General features: G+C 45.5%; 21 protein-coding genes. 15 read left to right on the forward strand and 6 right to left on the reverse strand.

What is annotated here, in order from left to right; genetic code table 11:
* The first annotated feature begins 80 nt into the window (after positions 1-80).
* Positions 81-3380, forward strand: coding sequence for a beta-galactosidase, LacZ type (gene lacZ / locus H3H32_RS21060; protein ID WP_182457604.1), 3300 nt, complete (start codon positions 81-83; stop codon positions 3378-3380).
* Between the two features lie 236 nt (positions 3381-3616).
* Positions 3617-4768 carry a sigma-54-dependent transcriptional regulator gene (locus tag H3H32_RS21065; RefSeq protein ID WP_182457605.1) on the forward strand — a complete coding sequence of 384 codons (1152 nt, stop codon included), beginning with the start codon at positions 3617-3619 and terminating at the stop codon, positions 4766-4768.
* A gap of 88 nt (positions 4769-4856) precedes the next feature.
* Here the strand turns inward: H3H32_RS21065 and H3H32_RS21070 are convergent, their stop codons facing one another.
* Positions 4857-5975: a LuxE/PaaK family acyltransferase gene (locus H3H32_RS21070; protein ID WP_182457606.1), complete on the reverse strand. Its 1119-nt coding sequence runs from the start codon at positions 5973-5975 to the stop codon at positions 4857-4859.
* 38 nt (positions 5976-6013) lie between these two features.
* Here H3H32_RS21070 and H3H32_RS21075 point away from each other — a divergent pair, with 38 nt between their 5' ends.
* The gene (locus H3H32_RS21075; protein ID WP_182457607.1) at positions 6014-6553 is read left to right on the forward strand and encodes a hypothetical protein; all 540 of its coding nucleotides are present in this window, start codon (positions 6014-6016) and stop codon (positions 6551-6553) included.
* A gap of 25 nt (positions 6554-6578) precedes the next feature.
* Here the strand turns inward: H3H32_RS21075 and H3H32_RS21080 are convergent, their stop codons facing one another.
* Positions 6579-7781: a sensor histidine kinase gene (locus H3H32_RS21080; RefSeq protein ID WP_182457608.1), complete on the reverse strand. Its 1203-nt coding sequence runs from the start codon at positions 7779-7781 to the stop codon at positions 6579-6581.
* A 339-nt stretch (positions 7782-8120) separates the two neighbouring features.
* Between H3H32_RS21080 and hemA the strand changes: the two genes are divergently transcribed.
* Positions 8121-9404 (forward strand): glutamyl-tRNA reductase, encoded by a 1284-nt coding sequence (gene hemA, locus H3H32_RS21085; RefSeq protein WP_182457609.1) that lies wholly within the window; start codon positions 8121-8123, stop codon positions 9402-9404.
* Positions 9405-9589: 185 nt separating this feature from the next.
* Here the strand turns inward: hemA and H3H32_RS21090 are convergent, their stop codons facing one another.
* On the reverse strand, positions 9590-10195 hold the full coding sequence (locus H3H32_RS21090; RefSeq protein WP_182457610.1) for an OmpH/Skp family outer membrane protein: 606 nt from the start codon (positions 10193-10195) through the stop codon (positions 9590-9592).
* A gap of 271 nt (positions 10196-10466) precedes the next feature.
* Between H3H32_RS21090 and H3H32_RS21095 the strand changes: the two genes are divergently transcribed.
* A complete protein-coding gene (locus H3H32_RS21095) occupies positions 10467-11060 on the forward strand; it encodes a DUF4230 domain-containing protein (protein ID WP_182457611.1) in 594 nt (197 codons plus the stop codon).
* A gap of 64 nt (positions 11061-11124) precedes the next feature.
* Here H3H32_RS21095 and H3H32_RS21100 read toward each other — a convergent pair whose 3' ends face one another.
* Positions 11125-11538: a hypothetical protein gene (locus H3H32_RS21100; protein ID WP_240543438.1), complete on the reverse strand. Its 414-nt coding sequence runs from the start codon at positions 11536-11538 to the stop codon at positions 11125-11127.
* A 108-nt stretch (positions 11539-11646) separates the two neighbouring features.
* The gene (locus H3H32_RS21105) at positions 11647-12882 is read right to left on the reverse strand and encodes a sulfite oxidase (protein ID WP_182457612.1); all 1236 of its coding nucleotides are present in this window, start codon (positions 12880-12882) and stop codon (positions 11647-11649) included.
* A 373-nt stretch (positions 12883-13255) separates the two neighbouring features.
* Between H3H32_RS21105 and H3H32_RS21110 the strand changes: the two genes are divergently transcribed.
* From H3H32_RS21110 to H3H32_RS21135, 6 genes are all read left to right on the forward strand, one after another.
* Complete coding sequence (locus H3H32_RS21110; RefSeq protein WP_182457613.1) at positions 13256-13816, forward strand: YqgE/AlgH family protein; 561 nt, start codon at positions 13256-13258, stop codon at positions 13814-13816.
* A gap of 142 nt (positions 13817-13958) precedes the next feature.
* A complete protein-coding gene (locus H3H32_RS21115; RefSeq protein ID WP_182464429.1) occupies positions 13959-14570 on the forward strand; it encodes a porin family protein in 612 nt (203 codons plus the stop codon).
* A gap of 87 nt (positions 14571-14657) precedes the next feature.
* On the forward strand, positions 14658-15125 hold the full coding sequence (locus H3H32_RS21120; RefSeq protein WP_182457614.1) for an NADH-quinone oxidoreductase subunit A: 468 nt from the start codon (positions 14658-14660) through the stop codon (positions 15123-15125).
* Entirely contained in the window at positions 15106-15672 is a 567-nt protein-coding gene (locus tag H3H32_RS21125) for an LSm family protein (RefSeq protein ID WP_182457615.1), read from the forward strand. Before H3H32_RS21120 ends, H3H32_RS21125 begins: the two co-directional genes overlap by 20 nt.
* Before the next feature lie 5 nt (positions 15673-15677).
* Positions 15678-16172: an NADH-quinone oxidoreductase subunit B gene (locus H3H32_RS21130; protein WP_182457616.1), complete on the forward strand. Its 495-nt coding sequence runs from the start codon at positions 15678-15680 to the stop codon at positions 16170-16172.
* An 18-nt stretch (positions 16173-16190) separates the two neighbouring features.
* Positions 16191-17132 carry a hypothetical protein gene (locus H3H32_RS21135; protein WP_182457617.1) on the forward strand — a complete coding sequence of 314 codons (942 nt, stop codon included), beginning with the start codon at positions 16191-16193 and terminating at the stop codon, positions 17130-17132.
* Positions 17133-17145: 13 nt separating this feature from the next.
* Here H3H32_RS21135 and H3H32_RS21140 read toward each other — a convergent pair whose 3' ends face one another.
* Positions 17146-18372, reverse strand: a complete 1227-nt coding sequence (locus H3H32_RS21140) for a Dol-P-Glc:Glc(2)Man(9)GlcNAc(2)-PP-Dol alpha-1,2-glucosyltransferase (protein ID WP_182457618.1) — start codon at positions 18370-18372, stop codon at positions 17146-17148.
* A 431-nt stretch (positions 18373-18803) separates the two neighbouring features.
* Between H3H32_RS21140 and H3H32_RS21145 the strand changes: the two genes are divergently transcribed.
* The 4 genes from H3H32_RS21145 (at position 18804) to H3H32_RS21160 (ending at position 22940) form a co-directional block, all read left to right on the forward strand.
* On the forward strand, positions 18804-19571 hold the full coding sequence (locus H3H32_RS21145) for a sialate O-acetylesterase (protein WP_240543440.1): 768 nt from the start codon (positions 18804-18806) through the stop codon (positions 19569-19571).
* A 132-nt stretch (positions 19572-19703) separates the two neighbouring features.
* Positions 19704-20987, forward strand: a complete 1284-nt coding sequence (locus tag H3H32_RS21150; protein WP_182457620.1) for an MFS transporter — start codon at positions 19704-19706, stop codon at positions 20985-20987.
* Positions 20988-21078: 91 nt separating this feature from the next.
* A complete protein-coding gene (locus tag H3H32_RS21155; protein WP_182457621.1) occupies positions 21079-22326 on the forward strand; it encodes an MFS transporter in 1248 nt (415 codons plus the stop codon).
* 206 nt (positions 22327-22532) lie between these two features.
* Positions 22533-22940 carry a T9SS type A sorting domain-containing protein gene (locus tag H3H32_RS21160; RefSeq protein WP_182457622.1) on the forward strand — a complete coding sequence of 136 codons (408 nt, stop codon included), beginning with the start codon at positions 22533-22535 and terminating at the stop codon, positions 22938-22940.
* Positions 22941-22978: the final 38 nt, after the last annotated feature.

Here is a 22978-nt window from a genome sequence, read left to right on the forward strand (position 1 = left end):
GATCGCGAATTAGTGAATTCTTTATCCGACGCTCTCTGGTCCAAACAGCTCGCTTGTGTTATTCCTTAAACGAACCCATAATGCACAAACGCTTACTCCTCCCTATCTTTTTAACAATTTTACGGCTCACCAGCAGTCAAGCCCAAACCCTACCCGACTGGGAAGATCCGCAAGTAATTAGCCAACATACCGAGAAACCTCATGCAAACTTAATTCCGTTTGCCACCGAGCAACAAGCGCTGACTGCCTCCGACTGGCGCACCTCTCCTCATGTTAAACTTCTCAATGGCAGCTGGAAATTTCGCTGGGTGAAACATCCCAAACTAATTCCGGTCGATTTCTACCAACCCACAACCAACGACCAAAACTGGGACAACCTGCCTGTACCCTCAAATTGGCAAGTAGTAGGCGCTCGGGAAGGACGACCTTATGATCGCCCTATTTTTACGAACATTAAGCACCCATTTCCGGCCACTCCTCCACGCATTACGGCTGATACGAACGCGGTTGGTTTATACCGGATGCGGTTTACGATTCCAGCATCCTTTCAGGACCGCGAGATTTTTTTACACTTCGCCGGGGTGCAATCAACCTGCCGGGTTTATCTGAACGGGCAACCGATTGGTTATCACGAAGACAGCATGACACCTGCTGAGTTTCTGCTTACAGACAAGCTCAAAGCGGGCGAGAACTTACTAGCCGTTGAAGTCATCAACTGGTCAGATGGAAGCTATCTGGAAGATCAAGACTTCTGGCGTTTTTCGGGCATTTTTCGTGATGTTTTTCTAGTCGCAACCCCTAAAACCTATCTTCGGGATTTAACCATTGTCACTGATCTGGACGATCAATACCGCGATGCCAGCCTAAAACTTACAGCTAATGTTCGCCATCTGGCTACAGGCACACAAGCTCCTTATAGGATTCGATTTACCTTATATGACCCTAAACGAACCGTTGTTTTTTCGGAGACAATCAATTCCGAGAATGCCACCGATGCGGGCCAGGAAGCCCTTTTTCGGTTGAAAAAAGATATAAAAGCACCATTGCTCTGGAGTGCCGAAACGCCCGCTCTATATACGCTTACAACCCAGTTGATTGGGGCAGATGGGCAAGTGTCGGAAGCAGTTAGTCAACGAATAGGTTTTCGCGAAATGACCTTAACTGACGGTCAGCTTTTAGTCAATGGCAAGGCCGTTACGTATAAGGGTGTCAATCGCCACGAATTTGATCCTAACACGGGGCGGGTCATTAGTCGGGAGTCGATGATTCAAGACATAAAGTTGATGAAACAATACAACATCAACGCCGTCCGCACATCGCATTATCCAAACGTAACAGACTGGTATGATCTCTGCGACGAATATGGCCTGTATGTCATTGATGAAGCTAATATCGAGAGTCATGATTTGTGGGGCAAAGGCCAGACACCAGCGGCCAAACCCGAATGGCGCGATGCCTTTGTAGCACGTGGTCGGGCAATGGTCGAGCGCGACAAGAATCATCCCTCTATTGTCATCTGGTCTTTGGGTAACGAAACGGGCATGGGTCAGAATTTTAAAGACATGGCCGACATTATGCGGCTCATCGACCCTACACGCCCCATTCATTATGAAGGTCGGCAACCGTACAATAGCACCTCGCTGACCAACTTTGATATTATTTCAACCATGTACCCATCTGTCGACGACATGGTGAAACTCATGGAAAAGGACCCTCACCGACCTGTTATCGTTTGTGAATATGCGCACGCGATGGGAAATAGCGTTGGTAATTTGAAAGACTATTGGACGGCTATCGACAAATATCCACGCATGCAGGGTGCGTTCATTTGGGACTGGGTCGATCAGGGTTTGCGGTTGAAAAATAAAGCAGGTAAAGCGTACACCGACCATATTAATTACATTGATGGGGCGAATGCCTGCGATGGCCTGGTTAACCCAGATCGGACACCCCAACCTGAAATCAACGAAGTAAAACTAGTTTATCAATACGTAAAACTAAATACGGCCGCTCCTTTAGTGCCTGGCCAACCCGTTAAACTTAACGTTCGGAATACCTACGATTTCCAATCACTTGAACCCTTCCGATTCGAATGGGAGTTGATTCGAAATGGCGAAGTAGTTCAACGGGGTGGCGAAAGTAATCTGGTGGCCAAACCAGGGCAAACGCAGGTATTGACACTTCCCATTAAGCTTAACGCCACCGTTGATACCCGGCAGATTGATGGGAATGCACGCCCTTCTGCGGCTGCACTAGCGGAGCGAAGCGCGCAGTCGGGTGAGTATTTTCTCAATGTAAGTGTCCGGCTAAAACAGGCAACCAGTTGGGCACCTGCTGGTCATGAAGTCGCATCTGGGCAATTCCCAATTAAAACCGATTCGCCAACGCCCATTGTTATGGGTATGAATCGAATTCCAGCGGTTAAGATGACAGCCACGCCAGCAGTAGTCACGATCCGCGGAAAAGAATTCGCCGTTGTTTTTGATAAAGGTACAGGAACACTGAGCCAATGGATCTATAAAGGCAAAAACCTGCTGGCACAAGCCTCCACGGCAGAGCGAAGTGCAGAGCCTGGGCTTCAGCCAAGTTTCTGGCGGGTACCTACCGATAATGACGAAGGCGGTGGACAGGCTTCTTATGCAGCTCGTTGGCGGAAGGCTGGAGTAGACACCATCAAAGCGCGCCCTGTTGAATTTAAACTAGACCCTCGGCCGCAAATGGTGCGGGTTAGCTGCACAAATGATCTGATGGCTGTAGGTGGTAGCCTTCGTCAGCAAACGGACTACATTGTGTATGGCACCGGCGATATACAGGTTACAACAACCTACACGCCTTCAGGCATCTTGCCGCCACTAGCCCGAGTTGGGATGCAGGTTCAGTTACCAACAAGTTTCACCAATTTCACCTGGTACGGGCGCGGCCCTTTTGAGAGTTACGCCGATCGGAAAGATGCGGCTAAAGTCGGACTCTACGAATCGAAAGTAGCGAACCAGTTTTTCCCTTATACAATGGCGCAGGAAAATGGCAATAAAACCGATGTACGCTGGGCTAAACTTACCGACGAACAGGGATTTGGAGTTCTATTTATGAGCGATATGAGTAACAATTCGCTACTCAATATCAACGCCCGCGATTATACCGATGCGGCTTTACTCAAAGCCAAGCAACCCAATACGCAAGACCTTGAACGCGGAAACGTAACCGTTTTAAACATCGACATGGCACAAATGGGCCTCGGTGGCGACGATAGCTGGTCACCGCGCGTTCATCCAGACTATTTGCTTCCGGCCAACAAGCCTTATACATACTCGTTCCGAATGCGGCCCGTAGATGTTCGCACAAAGGTCACAGAAGAGGTCAACTTATCTTTACCGCGTTAGTCACTCGAAGCAAGTATCAAAGTCAGCAATTAGGTTAATTTATAACACCTGATTCTCACCGCACTAGGCTCTATTGAATAAATAGAAATTGTACGGTATACTGGGGTAAATGACCTTATTTCATTAAGAAAGACAGAGTTTTTATCAAATTTAGTCACCAAAATAACGGATGCCGATAGAAAATACCCTATTTTCGGGCTGTGCATAATCTATATGTTTAAATTTATCCCTTTTGTATGGCCAAACTGATTATCGTGGACGACGAACAGAAAATTCGTGCGGCTCTACGCGATATTTTAGAATATGAAGGCTACGATGTTGACGAAGCGAAAGATGGTGAAGAAGGGCTGGATATGATTCTGCGCGGAAGTTACGACGTAGCTTTGTGCGATATTAAAATGCCCAAAATGAATGGCCTTGAGGTACTGGCAAAAGTTAGCGAAGCCGAGAAAAGTACACAGGTTGTCATGATCTCAGCCTTTGGCAACGTCGAAAATGCCGTTGAAGCAACCAAACGCGGAGCCTTTGATTTCATTACCAAACCACCCGATCTCAACCGCCTTTTAATTACCGTCCGCAACGCCATTGAGCGGGCCAAGCTGGTTCAGGAAACCAAAACCCTGAAGAAGCGTATCTATAAACTGAATGAAATTGTTGGCGAGTCGGAGCCTATCAAGAAAGTTAAAGATACGATCAATCGAGTTGCGGCTACTGAAGCGCGTGTGCTGGTAACAGGGGCCAATGGCTCCGGTAAAGAGATGGTAGCCAAGCAGATTCATGAGAAAGGTAGTCGCGCTAACCAGCCTTTAGTGGAAGTAAACTGCGCTGCTATACCAAGCGAACTCATTGAAAGTGAGCTATTTGGCCACGAAAAAGGGTCATTTACAGGAGCTGCTGCCCGCCGGGTCGGTAAGTTTGAGCAAGCCGATGGCGGCACGCTGTTCCTTGATGAGATTGGCGATATGAGTTTGTCGGCACAGGCAAAAGTGCTACGGGCTTTGCAGGAAAACAAGATTACACGCGTTGGTGGCGATAAGGAAATTAAAGTCAACGTGCGGGTCATTGCGGCTACGAACAAAGACCTTCGACAGGAAATTGTCAACGGCAACTTCCGGGAAGACTTATTCCACCGCCTAAGTGTTATCATGATTCACGTGCCCCCCTTAGCTGAACGGCGGGTCGATATCCCTCTCCTCGCCGATAAGTTTTTACACGATATCGCTACAGAATACGGTGCACCCCCTAAAGACCTGACAAGCGACGCCATGAACTTCCTTCAATCGCTTCCCTGGACAGGAAATGTTCGGGAATTGCGGAACGTCATCGAACGCCTGGTGATCATGTGTGGCGATGATATTACACTGGAAGATGTGAAGCTTTATGCGTGACAATGAGTGAGTGATTGAGTGATAGAATGATTGAATAGCTATGATAAACTATTCAATCATTCTATCACTCAATCATTCAATCACTCACTCATTCAATCATTAAGTTACAGCCCCTTACGTCAGAATTATCGAAGCGGCCGATCACCCGAAAATCGCCTTCCGCACCAACATATTGTCCCAAATCCTGGGTTTCAATAAATGAACAGGAGTCCAGATTGGCTAAATCGACAACGTTTATTCCTCCCGTTTGGCGCGAGCCGACATCTGTCTGTTTTTCTGGATGAAGTGCAAACGGGTCGTTGATGTCCCGCAAGAAAATTCGGAGCGTTGAGCTAGGCCGAAATACACCATTCCCCATTGAATAAGCCTGCGATAGCAATTCGGTCATACCATACTCGGAATGAACGGCTTGTATCCCTAATTGCTCCGTCAGAATCTCGTGTACCTCTTCGCGTAGTAGCTCCTTCCGACGGCCCTTCATACCACCTGTTTCCATTACAATAAGATTGGGAAACTTTCCCAGAAATGACAAATCCGATGCTGACTCAGCCCAATCCAGCAAACCAAATGTAACCCCAATGAGCAAAATCTTTTTCTGATCAGGTTGTTGGGAGAGTTGTCGTAGGTGTTGCGTCAGTTCAGCATAGTTGTTGAGAAAAAAACCGGATGTGGGTTCAGTGGCTTGCACACCTCCACTCTGCGCCATAAATTGCTGAACCATATACACGAGCGAGGAGTTATTTCGTTCAAGGTAAGACGGCAGCAACGCCAGAATATGGAAGTCGCGGAGTAGACCATACGTTTGCTCAAAAATTTGCGTACTGACGGCGTCGTAAAGAGCTAAATCGGGCACAAAATGGCGGCTGGTCTGTTCACCGGTAGTACCGCTACTGGCAAAGGTAAGCGTATCTGTTTTAGCTGGATTGCAACTTGAGTCGATGCCCGTTAAAACCGAATGAGTTTTAAAAAAGCCAATCGGCATAAACGGCACCTGATGCAACCTGGTTATCTCGTTAGGCTGACAATTCAGGTGGTGCAGATAAGCCTTATATAGAGGATTGTAAGCTGCCTGATACCGAAAAACGGACATTGCCAGCGTTTCGAAGGCCGCTCGATCTGGAAAGTTCGACACAAGTTCCAGAACTTGCTGTCGGAGTGATTGCCGAAGCGGGGCCGCAGCGGCTGAAAGTGTTAATGAAAAAGACAAAATAACAAAAGCGTTTATTGCACAACGAGTACAACAGTATGCGACGGCAACAAATTCAAACCTACTTATTCGTTTTCGGCATTGTCCTAACCGTATCGGCCTGCTTTACCGAACCAAATTACTCAAATACCCCAGCCATCGACTTTAAGGGGCTATTTAAATACTCAATTGCAGCAAGTAGCGGAGTGGGCCAAGCTAAGCGGGATTCAATTGTGATTACTATCGGCTTCAAAGATGGTGATGGCAATCTCGGTGTCGACAATCCCTCGACGGCAACGATTACCAGTTATACAAGCAATGGTGGTTGGGGAAATTACGAAATCAGAACATTTCGATTCATCAACAAGCAATATGTAGAGTACACGCAAACAGATCTCACATCCTTGTTTTTCCCGGATCTGACAAAAAACAAACCCAAAGGCCCTATTGAGGGAACACTGGATTTCAATCAAACTTTTACGTACGGTACATCCAATGTATTTTACCCGACCAAGTTTCAAATTCGCATTCGAGATCGGGACCTGAACGTCAGCAATGTCATCGAGACGGATACAATAACATTGCCTTATCTGCGATAGTATTCTGAATACGGATCAGAGCAGATTAATCTGCATTCAGAATAATCCGGAACGTTGTTCCTTTCCCGACTTCCGAGCTTTTGACATAAAGTCGACCACTGTGGTATTCTTCTACAATGCGTTTGGCTAGGGTCAGTCCCAGTCCCCAGCCCCGTTTTTTGGTACTAAAACCTGGCGAAAATACTTTTTGCATATTGGCTTTAGAAATCCCCTTGCCCGTATCCGTAATGTCAATTGCCACTTGCTGCTGTGATAAAGGCACAATATTGAGTCGCAATTCGCCAACTCCTTTCATGGCATCGACTGCGTTTTTGCATATATTTTCGATGACCCACTCAAAGAGTAGCTTATTGATTTTGACCATCTGATCGGACGGCAGTTGGCTGGCCAGGCTCATTTTCACTTTCGTCGAAATACGTCTCGCCAGATAATCCGTAAATTGCTTAACTACCTCATTTAGATTTTCTTCTTTCAAGGTAGGCACAGAGCCAATACTCGAAAAACGAGCAGTAATAGTCTCCAGTCGCTGAACGTCTTTTTCAATTTCATCGGTTATCGATCCGTCATACTGGTCAGGATCGGAGCGCATATACTCGACCCAGGCCATCAATGATGACATGGGCGTTCCTAACTGGTGCGCCGTTTCTTTCGCCAATCCAACCCATACACGGTTCTGCTCCGCCCGTCGCGACGAACTAAACGATAGATAAGCCAATACCCCAAGGGCTGTCAGAATTGCCAATAGCGCATACGGCAGGTACGTAATTTGTCGTAATACATCTGAGTTAGAATAATAAACCTTCCCGTGTTTACCATCATTCATCACCACAGGTATAGGCGGGTGATTCTTACCCATTTCAATCATTTTATTGCGAAGCAAAGCATGCTCCTCGGCCTGCGTAAGCCCTTTCGTTAAGCCATCGATATTCAGCTTGGCCAATACTTGATTATTATGATCGACATAAATAACTGGTATGGTCTTGTTTGCCTGCAGAATTTCACTCGTAACAAACGTTAAATCACCACTATCGGCATCAGGACGACTTGAGCTATACAAATACTCTACGGCCTTTACATAGAGCTGTACATATTGCTCCTCACGAGCTTCGAGTTTTAAAATAAGGCGATTGGTATAAAGCAGCGATCCTGTTCCAACTAACAATAGGTTCAGAGCCAAAATAATTTTCAGAATATTATTCTGATTATAAATATCGAATGACTTTAACATGTGGTCTTATAAGCTGCCATCACTGAAATAGGTTTGGCTTAAAAGCAGCTTTTTGAGAATAAAATGTGGAGGTATTACAAAACTAAACAGATTGTTGACCTATTACGTCGCTCAGCAGATACCTTCTGTACGTTAAACGATAAAAAGCAGGCAAACTATCTAAATCGGAACGACTGCGCTACGCTTACTGTTACAAAATCGAATAGGATTGAACAAAGAACCCAACCCTTTGTTTGGATGTATTCTAAATAACACACCACTTAGATGGTGCCTGTTTATATCCGATAAATATGCCGTAATTTTGTAAAGGCTTAAGGCCAATAAAGGTGATTTGTTACCATGTTAGATACCTTCAAAGCAATTAGTTTATCTTATAAGATGGCCCCGTTGCAGGTGCGGGAACTAATTGCACTAAACGAAGAAGAAGCCAAGCGGCTGATGATTCGGTTGCGTGACTTTTTTGGGTTGACCGATTTGCTTGTTATCTCAACCTGCAATCGTACAGAAGTATATTATGCCTTCGAACAGGATCTCAATAGTGATATTGCCCGTTTATTACTGATCGAAAAAGGGCTGACAGATACCGCTAATTATTTGCCTTATTTCCAGTTTTTTGAGGCAAATGATCAGGCTGTTCGGCACTTGTTCGAAGTATGCGTTGGCTTACACTCGCAGGTAGTGGGCGATATGCAGATTCCGAATCAGGTGAAACAATCGTATCAATGGTCGGCGGATCTGGAAATGGCGGGGCCGTTTCTGCACCGACTCATGCACACGATTTTCTTTACCAACAAGCGGGTTGCTCAGGAAACACCTTTTCGTGACGGAGCGGCTTCGGTCTCTTATGCTGCCGTTGAGCTGATTGATGAGCTGGTTGGCGAACATAAGAACCCCAATGTACTGGTTATTGGCCTCGGAGAGATTGGAACCGACGTTTGTAAAAATCTCGAAGACCGCAAGTTGACCAACATTACCCTTTGCAACCGTACGCAAACAAAAGCCGAAGCCCTGGCTGAGCAATACGGTTTCCGGGTTGCTGACTTTGATAATCTTACGGACGAAATTCGCCGGGCCGACGTAATCATTTCGTCGATCATGCGCGACGATCCGCTCATTACGCCTGAATTTCTTCGGGAAATCAATGTGCTAACGTTCAAATATTTCATTGATTTATCGGTTCCACGTAGTGTAGATACTGCCGTTGAGCAGATTCCGGGAGTACTGGTCTATAACATTGACCATATCCGTAATCGTACCGATGAAGCCTTAAATCAGCGATTGGCTGCTATTCCTCAGGTCGAAGCCATTATCACACAAGCTGTGACTGAGTTTGGCGACTGGTCGAAGGAAATGGTGGTATCACCAACCATCAATAAACTTAAAAATGCCCTGGAGCAGATTCGTCGTGACGAAATTGCCCGGCATTTGAAACACCTGACTCCCGATGAGTCGGAAAAAGTGGACAAAATTACGCGCGGCATTATGCAGAAGATCATTAAGCTGCCTGTGCTGCAACTGAAAGCTGCCTGCAAACGTGGAGAAGCCGAAACCCTGATCGATGTCTTAAATGATCTGTTTGACCTAGAAAAACAAGCGGCAGGTGATTCAAAACACTCCTATTGATACATAACTTCCATTAAAAAAAGCTCCTCGATCAGACTGATTGAGGAGCTTTTTTGTTGAACCTATTTAAACCTCCATTCAACCTGAATCGTTTTTTGTCATTCCGACGTCAGGAGGAATCTCAAAGTTGAGTATTAGTCAAGCTTGAGATTCCTCCTGACGTCGGAATGACAAAAAATAGGCTATTATTTCTTTTTGGGAGCAGCCTTCTTAACGGGTGCTTTGGCAGTAGGTGTAGCAGGTGACGTTGTAGCTGGTTTTTCATCATTCTGCCCCGGCGTAATTCCCAATCGCTTAAGGACTAGCTCCGTGATGTTATTTTCCTCAGGTGCATACAGAATGTCGGTCGAATTACCAGTATTCAGAATGTGCGTATAGCCATTTTCTTTAGCTACCGAATCAATCGCCTGTTGGATTTTACTCAGTGTTGGGCTAACTAACTGCTTGTACTTACTCTGAATCGATTCATCGGCATCACGGCTAAACACCTGAATACGGTTTTGTAAAGTCTGCAACTCGGTCTCTCTATCTTTCCGAATCACATCGGTCATTTGAGCTCCCTCTTTTTGATAAGCTGTGTACTTCGCCTGAAACTCTGTCTGCAATCGCTTAAGCTCTTCCTGCGCCTTATTTTGCTGAACCATCAACAAGTCAGTGATTACCTTATTTTCAGGGGTTTGAGACAAGATATAATCTATCCGTGTGTGGCCTACTTTTACAGTCTGGGCTTGCAGTCCTAAAGCAGTCAGGGATAAAGCCACCACAAGCACGTAATTAAAAATCTTCTTCATTTTAACGGTTAGTTTAATCTAAATTAGGTAGGTACACCTCTTGGTTTGAGGAGTTAACGTGTAAAATTATGGACGATAAGCATTAGTCAACCCTACAACCCGAAAGACAACGGTCAGCCTGCCATCGATCCGGCTATAACTCTCAAATTTAGCAATAAGGGCTCGGCTTTAATAAGTTAAATATTGTTAAGTTCAGCTAAGTTTGATAAAATGATCTTACTGATCTCATCGAATCTGTGTTTATAAACGAATAAGCGACTCTTCCCTACAAATGACCCGACTGATTAACGCCCTGTTTCGTTTGTTTCTTATCGCGGTGCTGGTTGCCGGTCTTATTGCCATTTGGGAGCAGATTCGTGGGAATAGCCTGCTCAGTCGTTTCCGACGAGGTGATAACACGACCCAACGCATTGTCCTGAAGGAAATTACAGCTCTGGGAAAACTGGAACTCGTCAAATACACTTTCAAAGACATTGTTGAACACGAGCAGGTGAATACGTTTTTGCCCAATGCAAACGCTATATTAATTGTAGAAGGCGAAGCCACCGGCTGTATTGACCTAACCAGAATTTCGGCAACTGACATCGTAGCCGAAGGTGATTCAATAACTGTCCAACTACCGAAACCGGAACTCTGTAGTTGGAAAATCAATCACGACCGGTCGAGGGTGTACGATACTCACTTTTCGTTTCTGGACCAATCTCAGCTAGTGAGCGACGCTTATCGGAAGGCCGAACGGCAGGTTCGCCAGTCGGCACTTGACGGCGGCATCCTTAACCAAACCCGCCAAAATGCTAACCAGATTCTCCGCCCCATGCTCGAACGTATTTCGGGTAAAAAGGTAGGGTTGGCCTTTCGGGAATAGTAAATTCTGTTTCAGGTTCCATGCTTTGCTCTTCACGAAGATGGAACCTGAACCTTGAACAATTTTAATCTAGTTTATACCACTTCACATCTTTCAACGGAGCACGACGAAAAGCGGCCTTAGTATCTCCCGTTGATGGCCCGTAGTATTTTTCGAGGTAATCTAAAACAATCTTTTCCGATTCGCCTAAGTCCCAAAGTTTGTGGTATTTCTGCATCCATCGAATGCGCTCCGTCCAGCCTGCCCGCGTAAAACGATGCTGCAAGATAAGTTTCGAGGAATGGCAGGCTGTACACTGTGCTTTTACCATCATCAGGCTCGGCGAATCAATTAACCCACTTTCGGCATCAATTTTTAGCGAATCGGTTATCCTCCCGCTAACTTCTGCCGTTGATCGCGGATATACAGTAACTGTCTGGAAGCTAGCCAATCCAATCACAGTAGCTCCAATAAGAAATAAACCTATTACTATCTTCACGCTCTTCTAGACCTAAAAAACTACTACTAGTCTAATTTTGATTCTATTGATTTTATCGCATTGAGAATCAGAAACTATAGAATAAAAAGAATCTAGTTTACCAAAATACTAGGTTGCTTTTACGGCAATTCGATGACAGGCATTATTAAGATAGCCACCCGGATTCCACTGTGGAATGACCATTGGCTGCGTAACGCCACTACTATCGGTAGCACGCACCCATATTTCATAATAACCTACTTCTGGAAATTTTATTTCCGACGACCATTGCTGCCACGCTAGTCGGTTTTTGGCTGGCTCCAGTTTACTTTTTTGCCAGGTTGCACCATAGTCGATGGATGTATGTACCTCTGCAACAGCGCGGTCTCCGGCCCAGGCATGTCCTCGTAAAGCCAGCGACTTCTTCTTGTCAAACATAGCTCCCGTTTTCGGGTATGTAATTATTGACTTTACGGGCATCGACTCGATAATCCGGAAATTCTCGGGTGTCTCAGCAATTTTTTCACCTGGCTGTACCGGGCGAATCGGCATTCGGTAACTATGTCCTTCCATCTTGGCACCGTCATGCTCTTTATTGCGAACAGCAATCGTATGCAGCCATTTCCCGGATACCGAAGCGGGCCAGCCACCAATAACCAGCCGCAATGGATAACCATGCACTAACGGAATGTCCTCACCATTAACAGCCCAGGCAAGTAATACCTCATTTTCAAGGGCTTTTTTAATAGGTACCCCACGCGAAATAGACACTTTAGTAGGGTCTTGACTCAGGTGTGGGTCTTTACCGTAATAACCAATATACACGGCATCGTCTTTCAATCCGACATCCGCCAGAATATCTTTTAGCCTAACCCCAGTCCAGGCAGCGCAGCTTACCGCTCCCTGATCCCAGGGGTTACCCGTTGTTTGGGGTTCATATCCCGATCGACCATTGCCTCCACATTCCAGTACGAGTTGGTAGGTATGCGTTGTAAAACGTTTTTTGAGTTCGTCCAGCGTATAGGTTTTTGTGGCTTTTACCGACTCCCCTTTGATCGTTAGCGTCCAGGTTTTGGGATTAATGGGTTCTGTAGGAATCAGGCCGTTATTCCGAATAAACATTTTATCGACGGGTGTAACGGCATCATCTAACAGATGAATAGGTGATTCAACATTCCAGGGTTTATCGCCTAACACCTTCATCTCAGCACTTTTACCCTTAAGAGGGTCATAGTCAAACGCCAATGGCGTATAACCTGCCGGTATTTTATCGGCGAAAACGACATCTGTTCCTATCAAAGCGGTCAGCGTTGCCAACGCACTTTTTTGAAGAAACCCCCGCCGGTCATGAAGCTGATTCTGCATAGCATTAACGTTCTTATAGCAGGCAAATTAGCGCCTTTATTTACCGATTACTTGTTCAATTTTGTTTCTATCGATTCTTTGGATTCTATTGTACTGATAACCAGCGATAATAAAATCTACCACAAGGGCATCCCCGAGAATCCTCCAGAATTCATTTCGTCAATGCCCTAGATTATACTCAAAGCATATTTTCTGACAAAAGTAATGTTCTCTCGGCCGAAATTATGTGATTTGCCTCTACCCAAACTTTACTCGCTTAATTGGCCCGTACAAACATTATCCTGTTTCCGAGTAGTGTATTTAACAGTTTTTAATGAATATAGCGTCTGAAAAAGCGTTTTGGCTATACTAGGAATTAATTGCCCGATGTGCTATGAATACGACCCCACCAACCGTCACAAATGGTGATCTTCTGATTGCCGAACCATTCATGGGCGACACTAATTTTGAGCGTAGTGTAGTTTTAGTCTGCGAACACAGTCAGGCTGGCACCTTTGGGCTGGTCCTGAATCAGCTTACCGATATTCACCTGAGCGATGTAATCGAAGAAATTCATCCCGATTTACCCTTATTTGTAGGCGGGCCTGTCCAGCAAAATACGCTGCATTTCATCCATCGTCGCCCCGATCTGATTGACGGATCGATACGGGTTGTCGATGGCTTGTACTGGAGTGGCGATTTTGAGCAGATCAAACGAGCGGTCAATCTGGGAACGCTTACTGAGCGCGACATTCGTTTTTTTATTGGCTACTCCGGTTGGAGCGAAGGACAGTTAGATGACGAACTTAGTCAGAAAGCCTGGATCATTAGCCGTATCACTGCCGATTTCCTATTTGATACCCCAACGAAAGAATTTTGGCGGGGTGTTCTCAAGCGAATGGGGGGCGAATACAAATCAATAGCCCACTATCCGGTCGATCCACGACTTAATTAACAATTTTAAACATTTCCCGAACCAGACGAACGGCGGCTTCTTAACTTTTTTTCGCCAATTTTGTGGCGGTCGGCAGGCCGCATCCCCGATGTTTCGGATAAAAAACGTTATCGAAGGGTTAACTTCCTTTCTGCAGTTCCGTATGTACATGTACCGATTACTACTTCTTATTACTATAGTAACCTCGCCTTTCATCGCGAAGGCACAAAGCGATAAACCTATTGGTGGCCATTTTGGACTAAAAGTCGGAGCATCGTTCACCCAAATAGCCATATCCGGATCTACAGTCAATATCCCTCACCGGGCATTAGAGCCGCATCTGGGGGCAATCTATCGGTATCGGTATAACCGCTGGGTAGTTCAGCCAGAAGCCATCCTATCGATCCGGGGAGGTACCTTTCAGCAGGAACAATCCAATGGAAGCCGCACTACAACAGGGGTTTCTTATTATTATGCCAGCCTTCCTTTCATGTTAGGCTATATTCCAACCGAGGGGTTGACTGTTCAGGCTGGCCCAGAGTTCAGTTATGCGCTTAACGCCGGCCAAACAGGTGGTCCTAGTGCTAATAATGATCTGGGACTTGCCGTAGGGGTTCACTACGACTTCTTAGACATGCTGAACAAGTTTAGTCTAAACGTCCGCTACATTTACGGCTTTACCAACGTATCGCCCGAAGCAACAGCTGCCTATTATAACCGAAATCTTCAGGTGTCGATGGTGTATAACCTGTTTCCGAAGAAGAAGAAAAAATAATTTCGTATTAGAAGCGAGGAGTGCGTAAGTAGGATGTGTTGAACAGTATTCTACTACGCACTCCTCGCTTCTAGTACTATTCAAACTATGCTCTCCGACTTCGGCGTTCTCCTGCTCTTTATTGTAGGTGCGTTTGCGTTTATCGCAATCGTACTTTTTATAGCGCGCTTACTTCGCCCTAACAAACCGAATGTCGAGAAAAATAGCACTTATGAATCGGGAGAAGAGCCTGTTGGTAATGCGAATATTCAGTTCAACATTCGTTTCTACGTTGTAGCACTCGTATTTGTTCTGTTTGATGTTGAGTTAGTTTTTTTATTTCCGTGGGCAACTGTATTTGGTCAGGAACAGCTTATTAAGGAAACTGGAGGCCTTTGGGGTTGGTTTGCATTAGGAGAAGTAACCTTGTTTGTCATTATATTATCGTTAGGGCTTGCCTATGTTTGGGTGAAAGGTTATCTTGATTGGGTAAAACCCCAACCGAAAGTACCAACAGTGGAAACGAAGGTTCCTGCGGAGTTGTACAGGAAAGTAAATGAGAAATATCAGCGGTGACAGGACTTTATTAAAGCTCATTCTTCTCCTTACCTTATTATCCTCTCCTATCAGAGGACTAGCTCAACGCTACGAAATAGGAACCTACAAAATCCGTGTTCTTCTGGATTCGGGCGAACGAATCAACGGAGTTTTATCGGGTGTGAGCGAATCCACCTTGTATTTTGAGGATAAACGACGGGACATCATTAAAATACCGTTAACTTCGATTCGGAAGGTGAAGCTCATTGATGTCAATAATGTACGATCCCGAATCATTACGGGTGCTATTTTGGGGGCGTTGGCAGGCGGATATGCTTCGTATCAGGGAAATAACCGCAGCCCCGGTAACAGTAGAAGTCCTATTTTATTAGGCGTTACGATTGCCTTTGGGGCGGCAGGAGGAGCCGGTTTCGGCGCCCTTATAGGAAAATTCAGTGCGAGTATAGGGCGCGCCCACTTCACCTTTCGCTCTGTAGGCGATCCAGAATCCGTAAATCGTTTATACCATCTTTTAGAACCTTTCAGCGAAACGTTTCAAAAAGACGTTATTAACCAATATCCTTAACGTATATGACTCCTCAACCAACAACTGATAAATCAGGTGAAGCCAGCGTTATGCTGATGCATTCCGAAGACTTATTAAACTGGTCGCGAGAGAAATCGCTGTGGCCGCTTACCTTTGGACTTGCCTGTTGCGCCATTGAAATGATGGGGGCTATGACTGCCAGTTATGACCTTGAACGGTTTGGAATTTTTCCGCGCCCTTCCCCACGACAATCCGATATTATGATTGTATCGGGTACGGTTACCTATAAAATGGCCGATCGTATCCGGCGACTTTACGAGCAAATGGCCGAGCCTCGCTATGTCATTTCAATGGGGTCGTGCTCCAACTGCGGGGGGCCTTACTGGCAACACGGTTATCATGTGGTGAAAGGAGTCGATCGCATTATCCCGGTTGATGTGTATGTACCCGGTTGCCCACCGCGTCCCGAAGCGCTGATCGACGGATTCCTGAAATTGCAGGAAAAAATACGAACCGAGCACCCGTTGTCCAGAGGTTAAACGTTTAATGTTTCAACCATGAGCACCCTTTCTGTTTCCCTTCGCCAAACTCTTGGGTCAATCCGGCTTTTGTGGCTGATCTATGGCATCAATCTGGTACTAGGCTTACTGGCAGCTCTCCCCTTCTACAATACCCTTAAGATAGAGGATCAGAATTCGCTTGCGTTTATGAACCTGCTCGATGGGTTCGACTATACCATTTACTCCGACTTTATGCATCGCAGCGAGCGCGTAATTGCCCCGCTGTTAAGTGTCGGACGCTGGTTAGGCCTGGCGTATATTTTTCTAAGTGTTTTTTTTGCGGGAGGAATTTTACTTCGCTTCGCTCAACCCAACTCTCGCTTCAGTGCTGGCTTATTTTGGCAGGGCTGTAGCCATTACGTAGCCCGGTTTCTACGACTGTTTGCTGTTACGCTCCTGTTTGTTGTGGTGGGTGCCGGCTTCTGGCTCGTTGCAGGTTCGTTAGTGGGTGTGGCGCTAAACAATACTTTAACCGAACGAGGTGAATTCTGGATTGGTTTGGTGTTTTTTGTACTCTTCGCCTTTACCGCTACACTCCTGTTCTGCATCGGCGATTACGCCAAAGTTTTGATGTTTCGGGAAGATGAACAGAATGCCTTTCGCGCATTTGGGCAAGCCGGTCGATTAGTCCTTCGCAATCCCATTCGAACCTATGGTTTATATGGAATGCTGATTGCGATTGGCACCGGTTTATTCGGAATTTATTTCCTTCTGGACGAAGCCATTTTAATGAGCAACTGGCTAACTATTTTGCTGATGGCTGTTATTCAACAAATATTGATTTTCGGTCGTGTTGGTCTGAAAGTCTGGTCATTAGGAACAGCTTACAACCAGTATGAAAAGTTGCCTAAACCCGTCTTCATTCCACAGCCTGTTCAGATAAGCCAGCCTGCCAGCGAACCTGACAATGAAACTCCACTAGGTGTCATAGAGCCATAAAGAAGAACTGGTTCTAGAAACTAACATCCGAAACAAGTTCTTCTCTTTTTTCGGTTTTGCTCAATGGCCAGTGTTTGTCAAACATTGTAAGGAGCCAAAGAGTCGCAATAGTGGGCAGCAAATACTTATCCCAACCAATGTGTGCCTTCCCCATCAGGATCAGATTGAGAAGAACCACCCAGCCTGCCATTCCACTTTTAGGGCTAGCAAAACGTAGAATAGTGAGTAGCATAAAAAAGCCAAAAATGAGCTGCTTGGCTATTCCTTTAATCCCAATTAGTTCCAGATGTCGATCAAAGAAGCCTAGGTTCTTGACAACAAAAAAACCATCGTACATCTGTTCGGCAGGAAAAAAAGCGATCAGTAAACCAATTAATATAACCCAGCCAATTAACCACGGGCGTTGTTGGGACTCTAACCCGTAAAATTGGAGCTTTCGGGTTAACACTATTTCGGGCAATACATAATAAAGTCCAAGACATGCCGATGCGTAAAGGACAAACCCAGGCTTATACATCAACTTATGTACTGTATCGTTGTATTTCTGCCGGGCAACCTCAGGAGCAGGCCCTAATCCACCCCAAAATAGCACCCAGGCAATAAGTGCCAATCCGGCAATCACATAATAAATAAGGTAAGGTCTGTCGAGTGCCCAACGCACCGATGCCTGCCAGCTACTAAACCGAAATACGGCTGGGCCTAGCTCATAACATAAAATAACGGCCGGAAAAACTACGGCATATTGCCTGGAACTAATAGCCGCAATAAAGAATAAGCAACTAGCCCAATGCACTTGTTTCAGGTAACAAACCCAGCCCAGAAGAATGAACGAAAGGGCGAGAATGTCGGTATAAAAAATAGTGCTACAGAAGTAATAGTAAGGGAAAAGAATCAGGCCTAGAGCTGCCAGCCAGAACCGCCCCGGGTTAGGGCTAATTTTGAGAAAGAGCATTAGAATAGCGAAACTCAGGCCCAAATTGAGGATTCTCAAATACTGAACGGAATGGCCAAATATATTGATCACCCAGCCCGCAATCATAAATGGCAATGGGGCAATAACTTCAGGATAATTATTTAACAGGTGTACAGATGGTAGCGGCTCTTTACTGAATAGAAGAACAGTATCCCAAAAATGAACTTCATCGCCAAAAAGCGTAAAAGCCAGGTTTTCTCTATAGAAAAATACGAACGTATAAACGAGAGCAAGAGCAATAACAGCAATAAGCCAATTAAAACGCATAAGGAAAACTTTTAAACTATTCATTCCATAAACATCGAAAGCTTACAGTCCAAACTGTACAGAAATGTCAACTTTCTAATTCATGTCACATAGTAGGGGCGGATATCGTAAATACACAGGCTCAACCTGAAATCGGTGGAAAAATGACCGTTCAAAATTCCGCTATTTAAGGTAAGCTAGTGCCGCTTTAACAGAATAAAGATAGTGAGGATTGTATACGTAGCCAAAAGCCGGTAGTTTTTAGCCTTATTTTTTGAGGCTAGTGGTAGTGTAATGGTCAACATCCATACTAAACCTTTGTGCTTATGACAGGCTAAAATTGATCAAAACCTTGCCTAAAAAATGCCAGGATAGATAAGTAGTAACCCTATTTAGTAGCTTTTATCTCCAATAACATCAGGCAAATGCATACAAGCAGTAACATTGTTTTAATGAGTCTTATTCTTTTGATCACGCTTGCCTTTAAGCAGGACGTACCACCCCAATTGCAGCTATTTTTGCTCATTGGCCAATCGAATATGGCAGGTCGAGGTGTTCCCGAAGCCGAAGATCAGCAGACCAATCCACACATCTGGATGCTGACAAAAGAGTTAAGTTGGGTACCGGCTCGCGATCCGATGCACTTCGATAAACCAGCTGTTATAGGTGTTGGTCCTGGATTTTCGTTTGCGAAACGACTGGCCGAAACTTACCCAGAAATGAATATCGGATTAATTCCCTGCGCCGTTGGTGGTTCGGGCATTGATGTCTGGAAACCAGGTGCTTATTACGAACCTACCCAATCACATCCTTACGATGATGCTTTACGACGGGCAAAAAAAGCACTTGAAAATGGGCAGCTAGCCGGTTTTATCTGGCATCAGGGTGAATCAGATTCAGAGCCAGAGAAAGCCATCGTTTATGAAGAAAAACTCGCTGAACTAGTCCAGCGATTCCGGAAAGATCTGAATGCACCCCATGTACCGTTTGTAGTAGGAACACTAGGTGATTTTGTCGTAAATCGAGACCCAGAGGCTAAAATCGTCAATGAAGCACTTCAACAGGCAACCAAACATATCCCAAATTCCTATTGCGTAGTATCAGAAGGGCTAACAGACAAAGGAGATTCAACCCATTTCGACACTCACTCAGCCCGAATTCTCGGCCAGCGGTATGCTGATGTATTTATCCATAAGAAGTTAATAACAAGCAAACCGTAAGTCGGTGCTAGCTAAAAAATCTGCGCAAAATCAACATATCAGCAGTATCAGCCATTGGGTAGGCCTAATCTTCTTTGGCCATTTCGTATTATTGCAAAACTATTTCCCTTTCATAACCATTGATTGTGCCGCATGGCTAATCCTACTGTTTCTTCTAAACCGTCCGACGAGGCTAAGTCGACTCAGGCGGGACTATTTGGCTTGCCAGTCATTGTAGCCGCACTAGGCTACTTCGTTGATATTTACGACCTCCTTCTGTTTGGCATAGTTCGCGTACCCAGCTTAAAAGATCTCGGTCTTGCTCCCGATCAAATATCCAGTGTTGGAGCCAGCATTATCAATTGGCAAATGGGTGGTCTACTGCTCGGCGGCATCCTTTGGGGTGTTATTGGCGACAAACGTGGGCGTTTATCTGTTTTGTTTGGCAGCATCATTACCTATTCCATTGCCAACATTGCCTGCGGGTTTGTCAAGAACATCACGTTTATGGACCCAACGATGTATTACGCTCTTATGCGTTTTATAGCAGGCATTGGGTTAGCGGGTGAACTTGGAGCTGGTATTACGCTTGTCAGTGAGGTCTTGCCTAAAGAAAAGCGAGCTATTGGCACATCTCTCGTAGCAGGAATTGGCCTGTTTGGTGCCGTAGTGGCTTATTTTACCGTTAAGCTATTCGACTGGCAAATGGCCTTTTTTGTGGGTGGAGGCTTAGGATTTGGGTTATTACTACTACGGGTTGGTGTAGTTGAATCCGGTATGTTCAAAGATGTATCTGACCAGAAACACGTCAGTCGGGGTAATTTCCTGTCCTTCTTTACAAACGCAGACCGACTGTCGCGCTATCTCAAGTGCATTGGCATCGGCTTGCCAACCTGGTTCGTCATTGGCATTCTGGCTACTTTTAGTAACGAATTTGGTAAAGCATTAGGCATTGCTGAAGAAATTCAGCCGGGTCTGGCTATCATGTGGTGTTACGTTGGCCTGGCTGTGGGCGATTTAGCCAGCGGATTCATCAGCCAATCTTTCTCCTCACGAAAAAAAGCAGTGGCATTGCTCATGGCCGTTGCGCTCGTGTTTGGCTTAGTTTATTTATACCTCGGGGTTAAAAGCGCAACCGTTCTGTACAGCTTATGTCTGGCAATGGGCTTTGGTATTGGCTATTGGGCCATGTTTGTCACTATCGGGGCTGAACAATTCGGGACGAATATTCGCGCTACGGCGGCTACTACGATTCCCAATATGGTACGCGGCCTAGTCATCCCAATGACCATTGGCTATCAGGCGCTGAAGCCCTCATTAGACATCATTAATGCCGGGGCAGTTATCGGGCTGATTAGTTTTCTGCTTGGTTTTTATTCCATCCTGAGCATTCCCGAAACCCACGGCAAGGATTTGAATTATCTGGAAGAGAGCTGATGTATGATATAGGATGTATGATGTATTTCTATCACGTTAACTACATCATACATCCTATATCATACATCAGCTCTCCCTTTCCTCCCTCTCTATGCAAACCCTCACCCCTACGCCCACCCGAGTTTCATTCCGTCCGTTATTTGCCCTGCCCGTTATTGTGTCGGCGTTGGGCTTTTTTGTGGATGTGTATGATATGCTTATTTTCAGCATTGTACGCGTTCCAAGTTTGCAGTCGCTGGGGTTATCGGAAGACGAGGTATCAAAAGCAGGGACGTTTATTATCAATTTTCAGCAAGCGGGCCTGGTTGTTGGCGGTTTCCTGTGGGGTGCGCTGGGTGATAAACGCGGACGTATGTCGGTGCTATTCGGGAGCATTATTACGTATTCGCTTACCAACATTGCCTGCGGATTTGTACAGGATATAAATACGTACGCCTTTCTGCGGTTTCTGGCTGGCGTTGGCCTCTCCGGCGAAATTGGGGCGGCTATTGTGTTAGTGTCCGAAACCCTGCCCAAAGCCATTCGAAGCTATGGTTCTGCTGTTGTAGCGGGCATTGGCTATCTGGGCGCTGGTGCGGCTTATTTCACCGTTGAATATTTCAACTGGCGAACAGCCTTTTGGGTAGGTGGTGGCATGGGAATTGCCTTGCTGTTGCTTCGCGTCAGCGTATTTGAATCGGGCTTGTTCAGTCGAATGAAGACGGAGCATAAAGAGGTCAGTCGGGGCAATGTCCTGCATTTTTTTCGAAGTTGGCCAGAAGCTATCAAATACTTACGCTGTGTAACGGTAGGCATGCCAACCTGGTTTGTGGTCGGCATTCTGGCTACGTTTGCCAATGAACTTGGTCAGGCATTGGGTATCGACGAGGTGGTAAAACCGGGTCGATGTGTTATGATGATTTATGTGGGTATGGCCGTAGGAGATTTACTAAGTGGGCCACTCAGTCACTGGCTAAAATCGCGCTTAAAAACAATTACGGGCTTGCTAGTTTTGGGTACCATTATGAGCGGTATTTATCTCTTTGGTGGCATTCATACTGCCAGCGGCATCTACACAGTCTGCTTGATTTTGGGTTTCTGTACAGGCTACATCGCTATGTTCCTGACTATGGTTGCTGAACTCTACGGAACAAACCTCCGCAACACAGCCACCACCTCAGTGCCGAGTGTAGTTCGAGGTACACTTATTCCCATGACGTTGTTTTTTCAGGCTTTGAAACCATCTCTAGGTGCTTTAGTTGCTGCTGGAATTCTGGGCGTCCTTGTTTATGGGCTTTCCTTCTGGTCGCTAAGCCGAATGGAAGAGACATTTGGGAAGGATCTGGACTTCGTGGAGTAAATCAATGGAAAATGGGTAATGTAGGATGAATAATGGTAAGCCTCTGATTATCATTATTCATCCTACATTACCCATTTTTCCTTTTTACGTCACATAAACCACTCATCATTTATTTAAACCGTTTCTCCAGATTACCAGCGTTCAGAGGGCATATCGGCATCATTGGGTTGACAGCTAAAGGTTAAAAACTTAAAACATTCAACTCAATGAAAACGACCATCAAATTACTCGCTAGCGCTTTTGCAGTTGCTTTAACTATCTCAACATCAACCGTTTCATTCGCTACCGATGGCAGTCCAAAGCAAAAAGCATTTGCTGCCGTAGTGTTCCCTTCTGCCAATGCATCCAAAATTTGGGTGTGTCTGGAAAAATACCAATCCGAAAATAAAATCACCCTTCAGTTAGTCAATCAAAAGGGTGATGTACTATTCGATGAAGTGATTTGCAACAAAAACAGCAAAGACCGTGCGGTTCGTCAGCAGTTTGATGTGAACGAGCTTGGCGATGGCAATTACACATTCCGGATCACGGCTGGCGATCAGAAAGAAGAGATTTCTGTTAAACTGGCCACGCCATCAGTAGAGGCCCCAACCCGGATGATCGCTATCAAATAGATTTGCTAAAGCTTACCGAAAATTATTCGTTAGCTTCC

Origin of the sequence: Spirosoma foliorum (genome assembly GCF_014117325.1) — a bacterium.
GTDB classification, from domain to species: Bacteria; Bacteroidota; Bacteroidia; order Cytophagales; family Spirosomataceae; genus Spirosoma; species Spirosoma foliorum.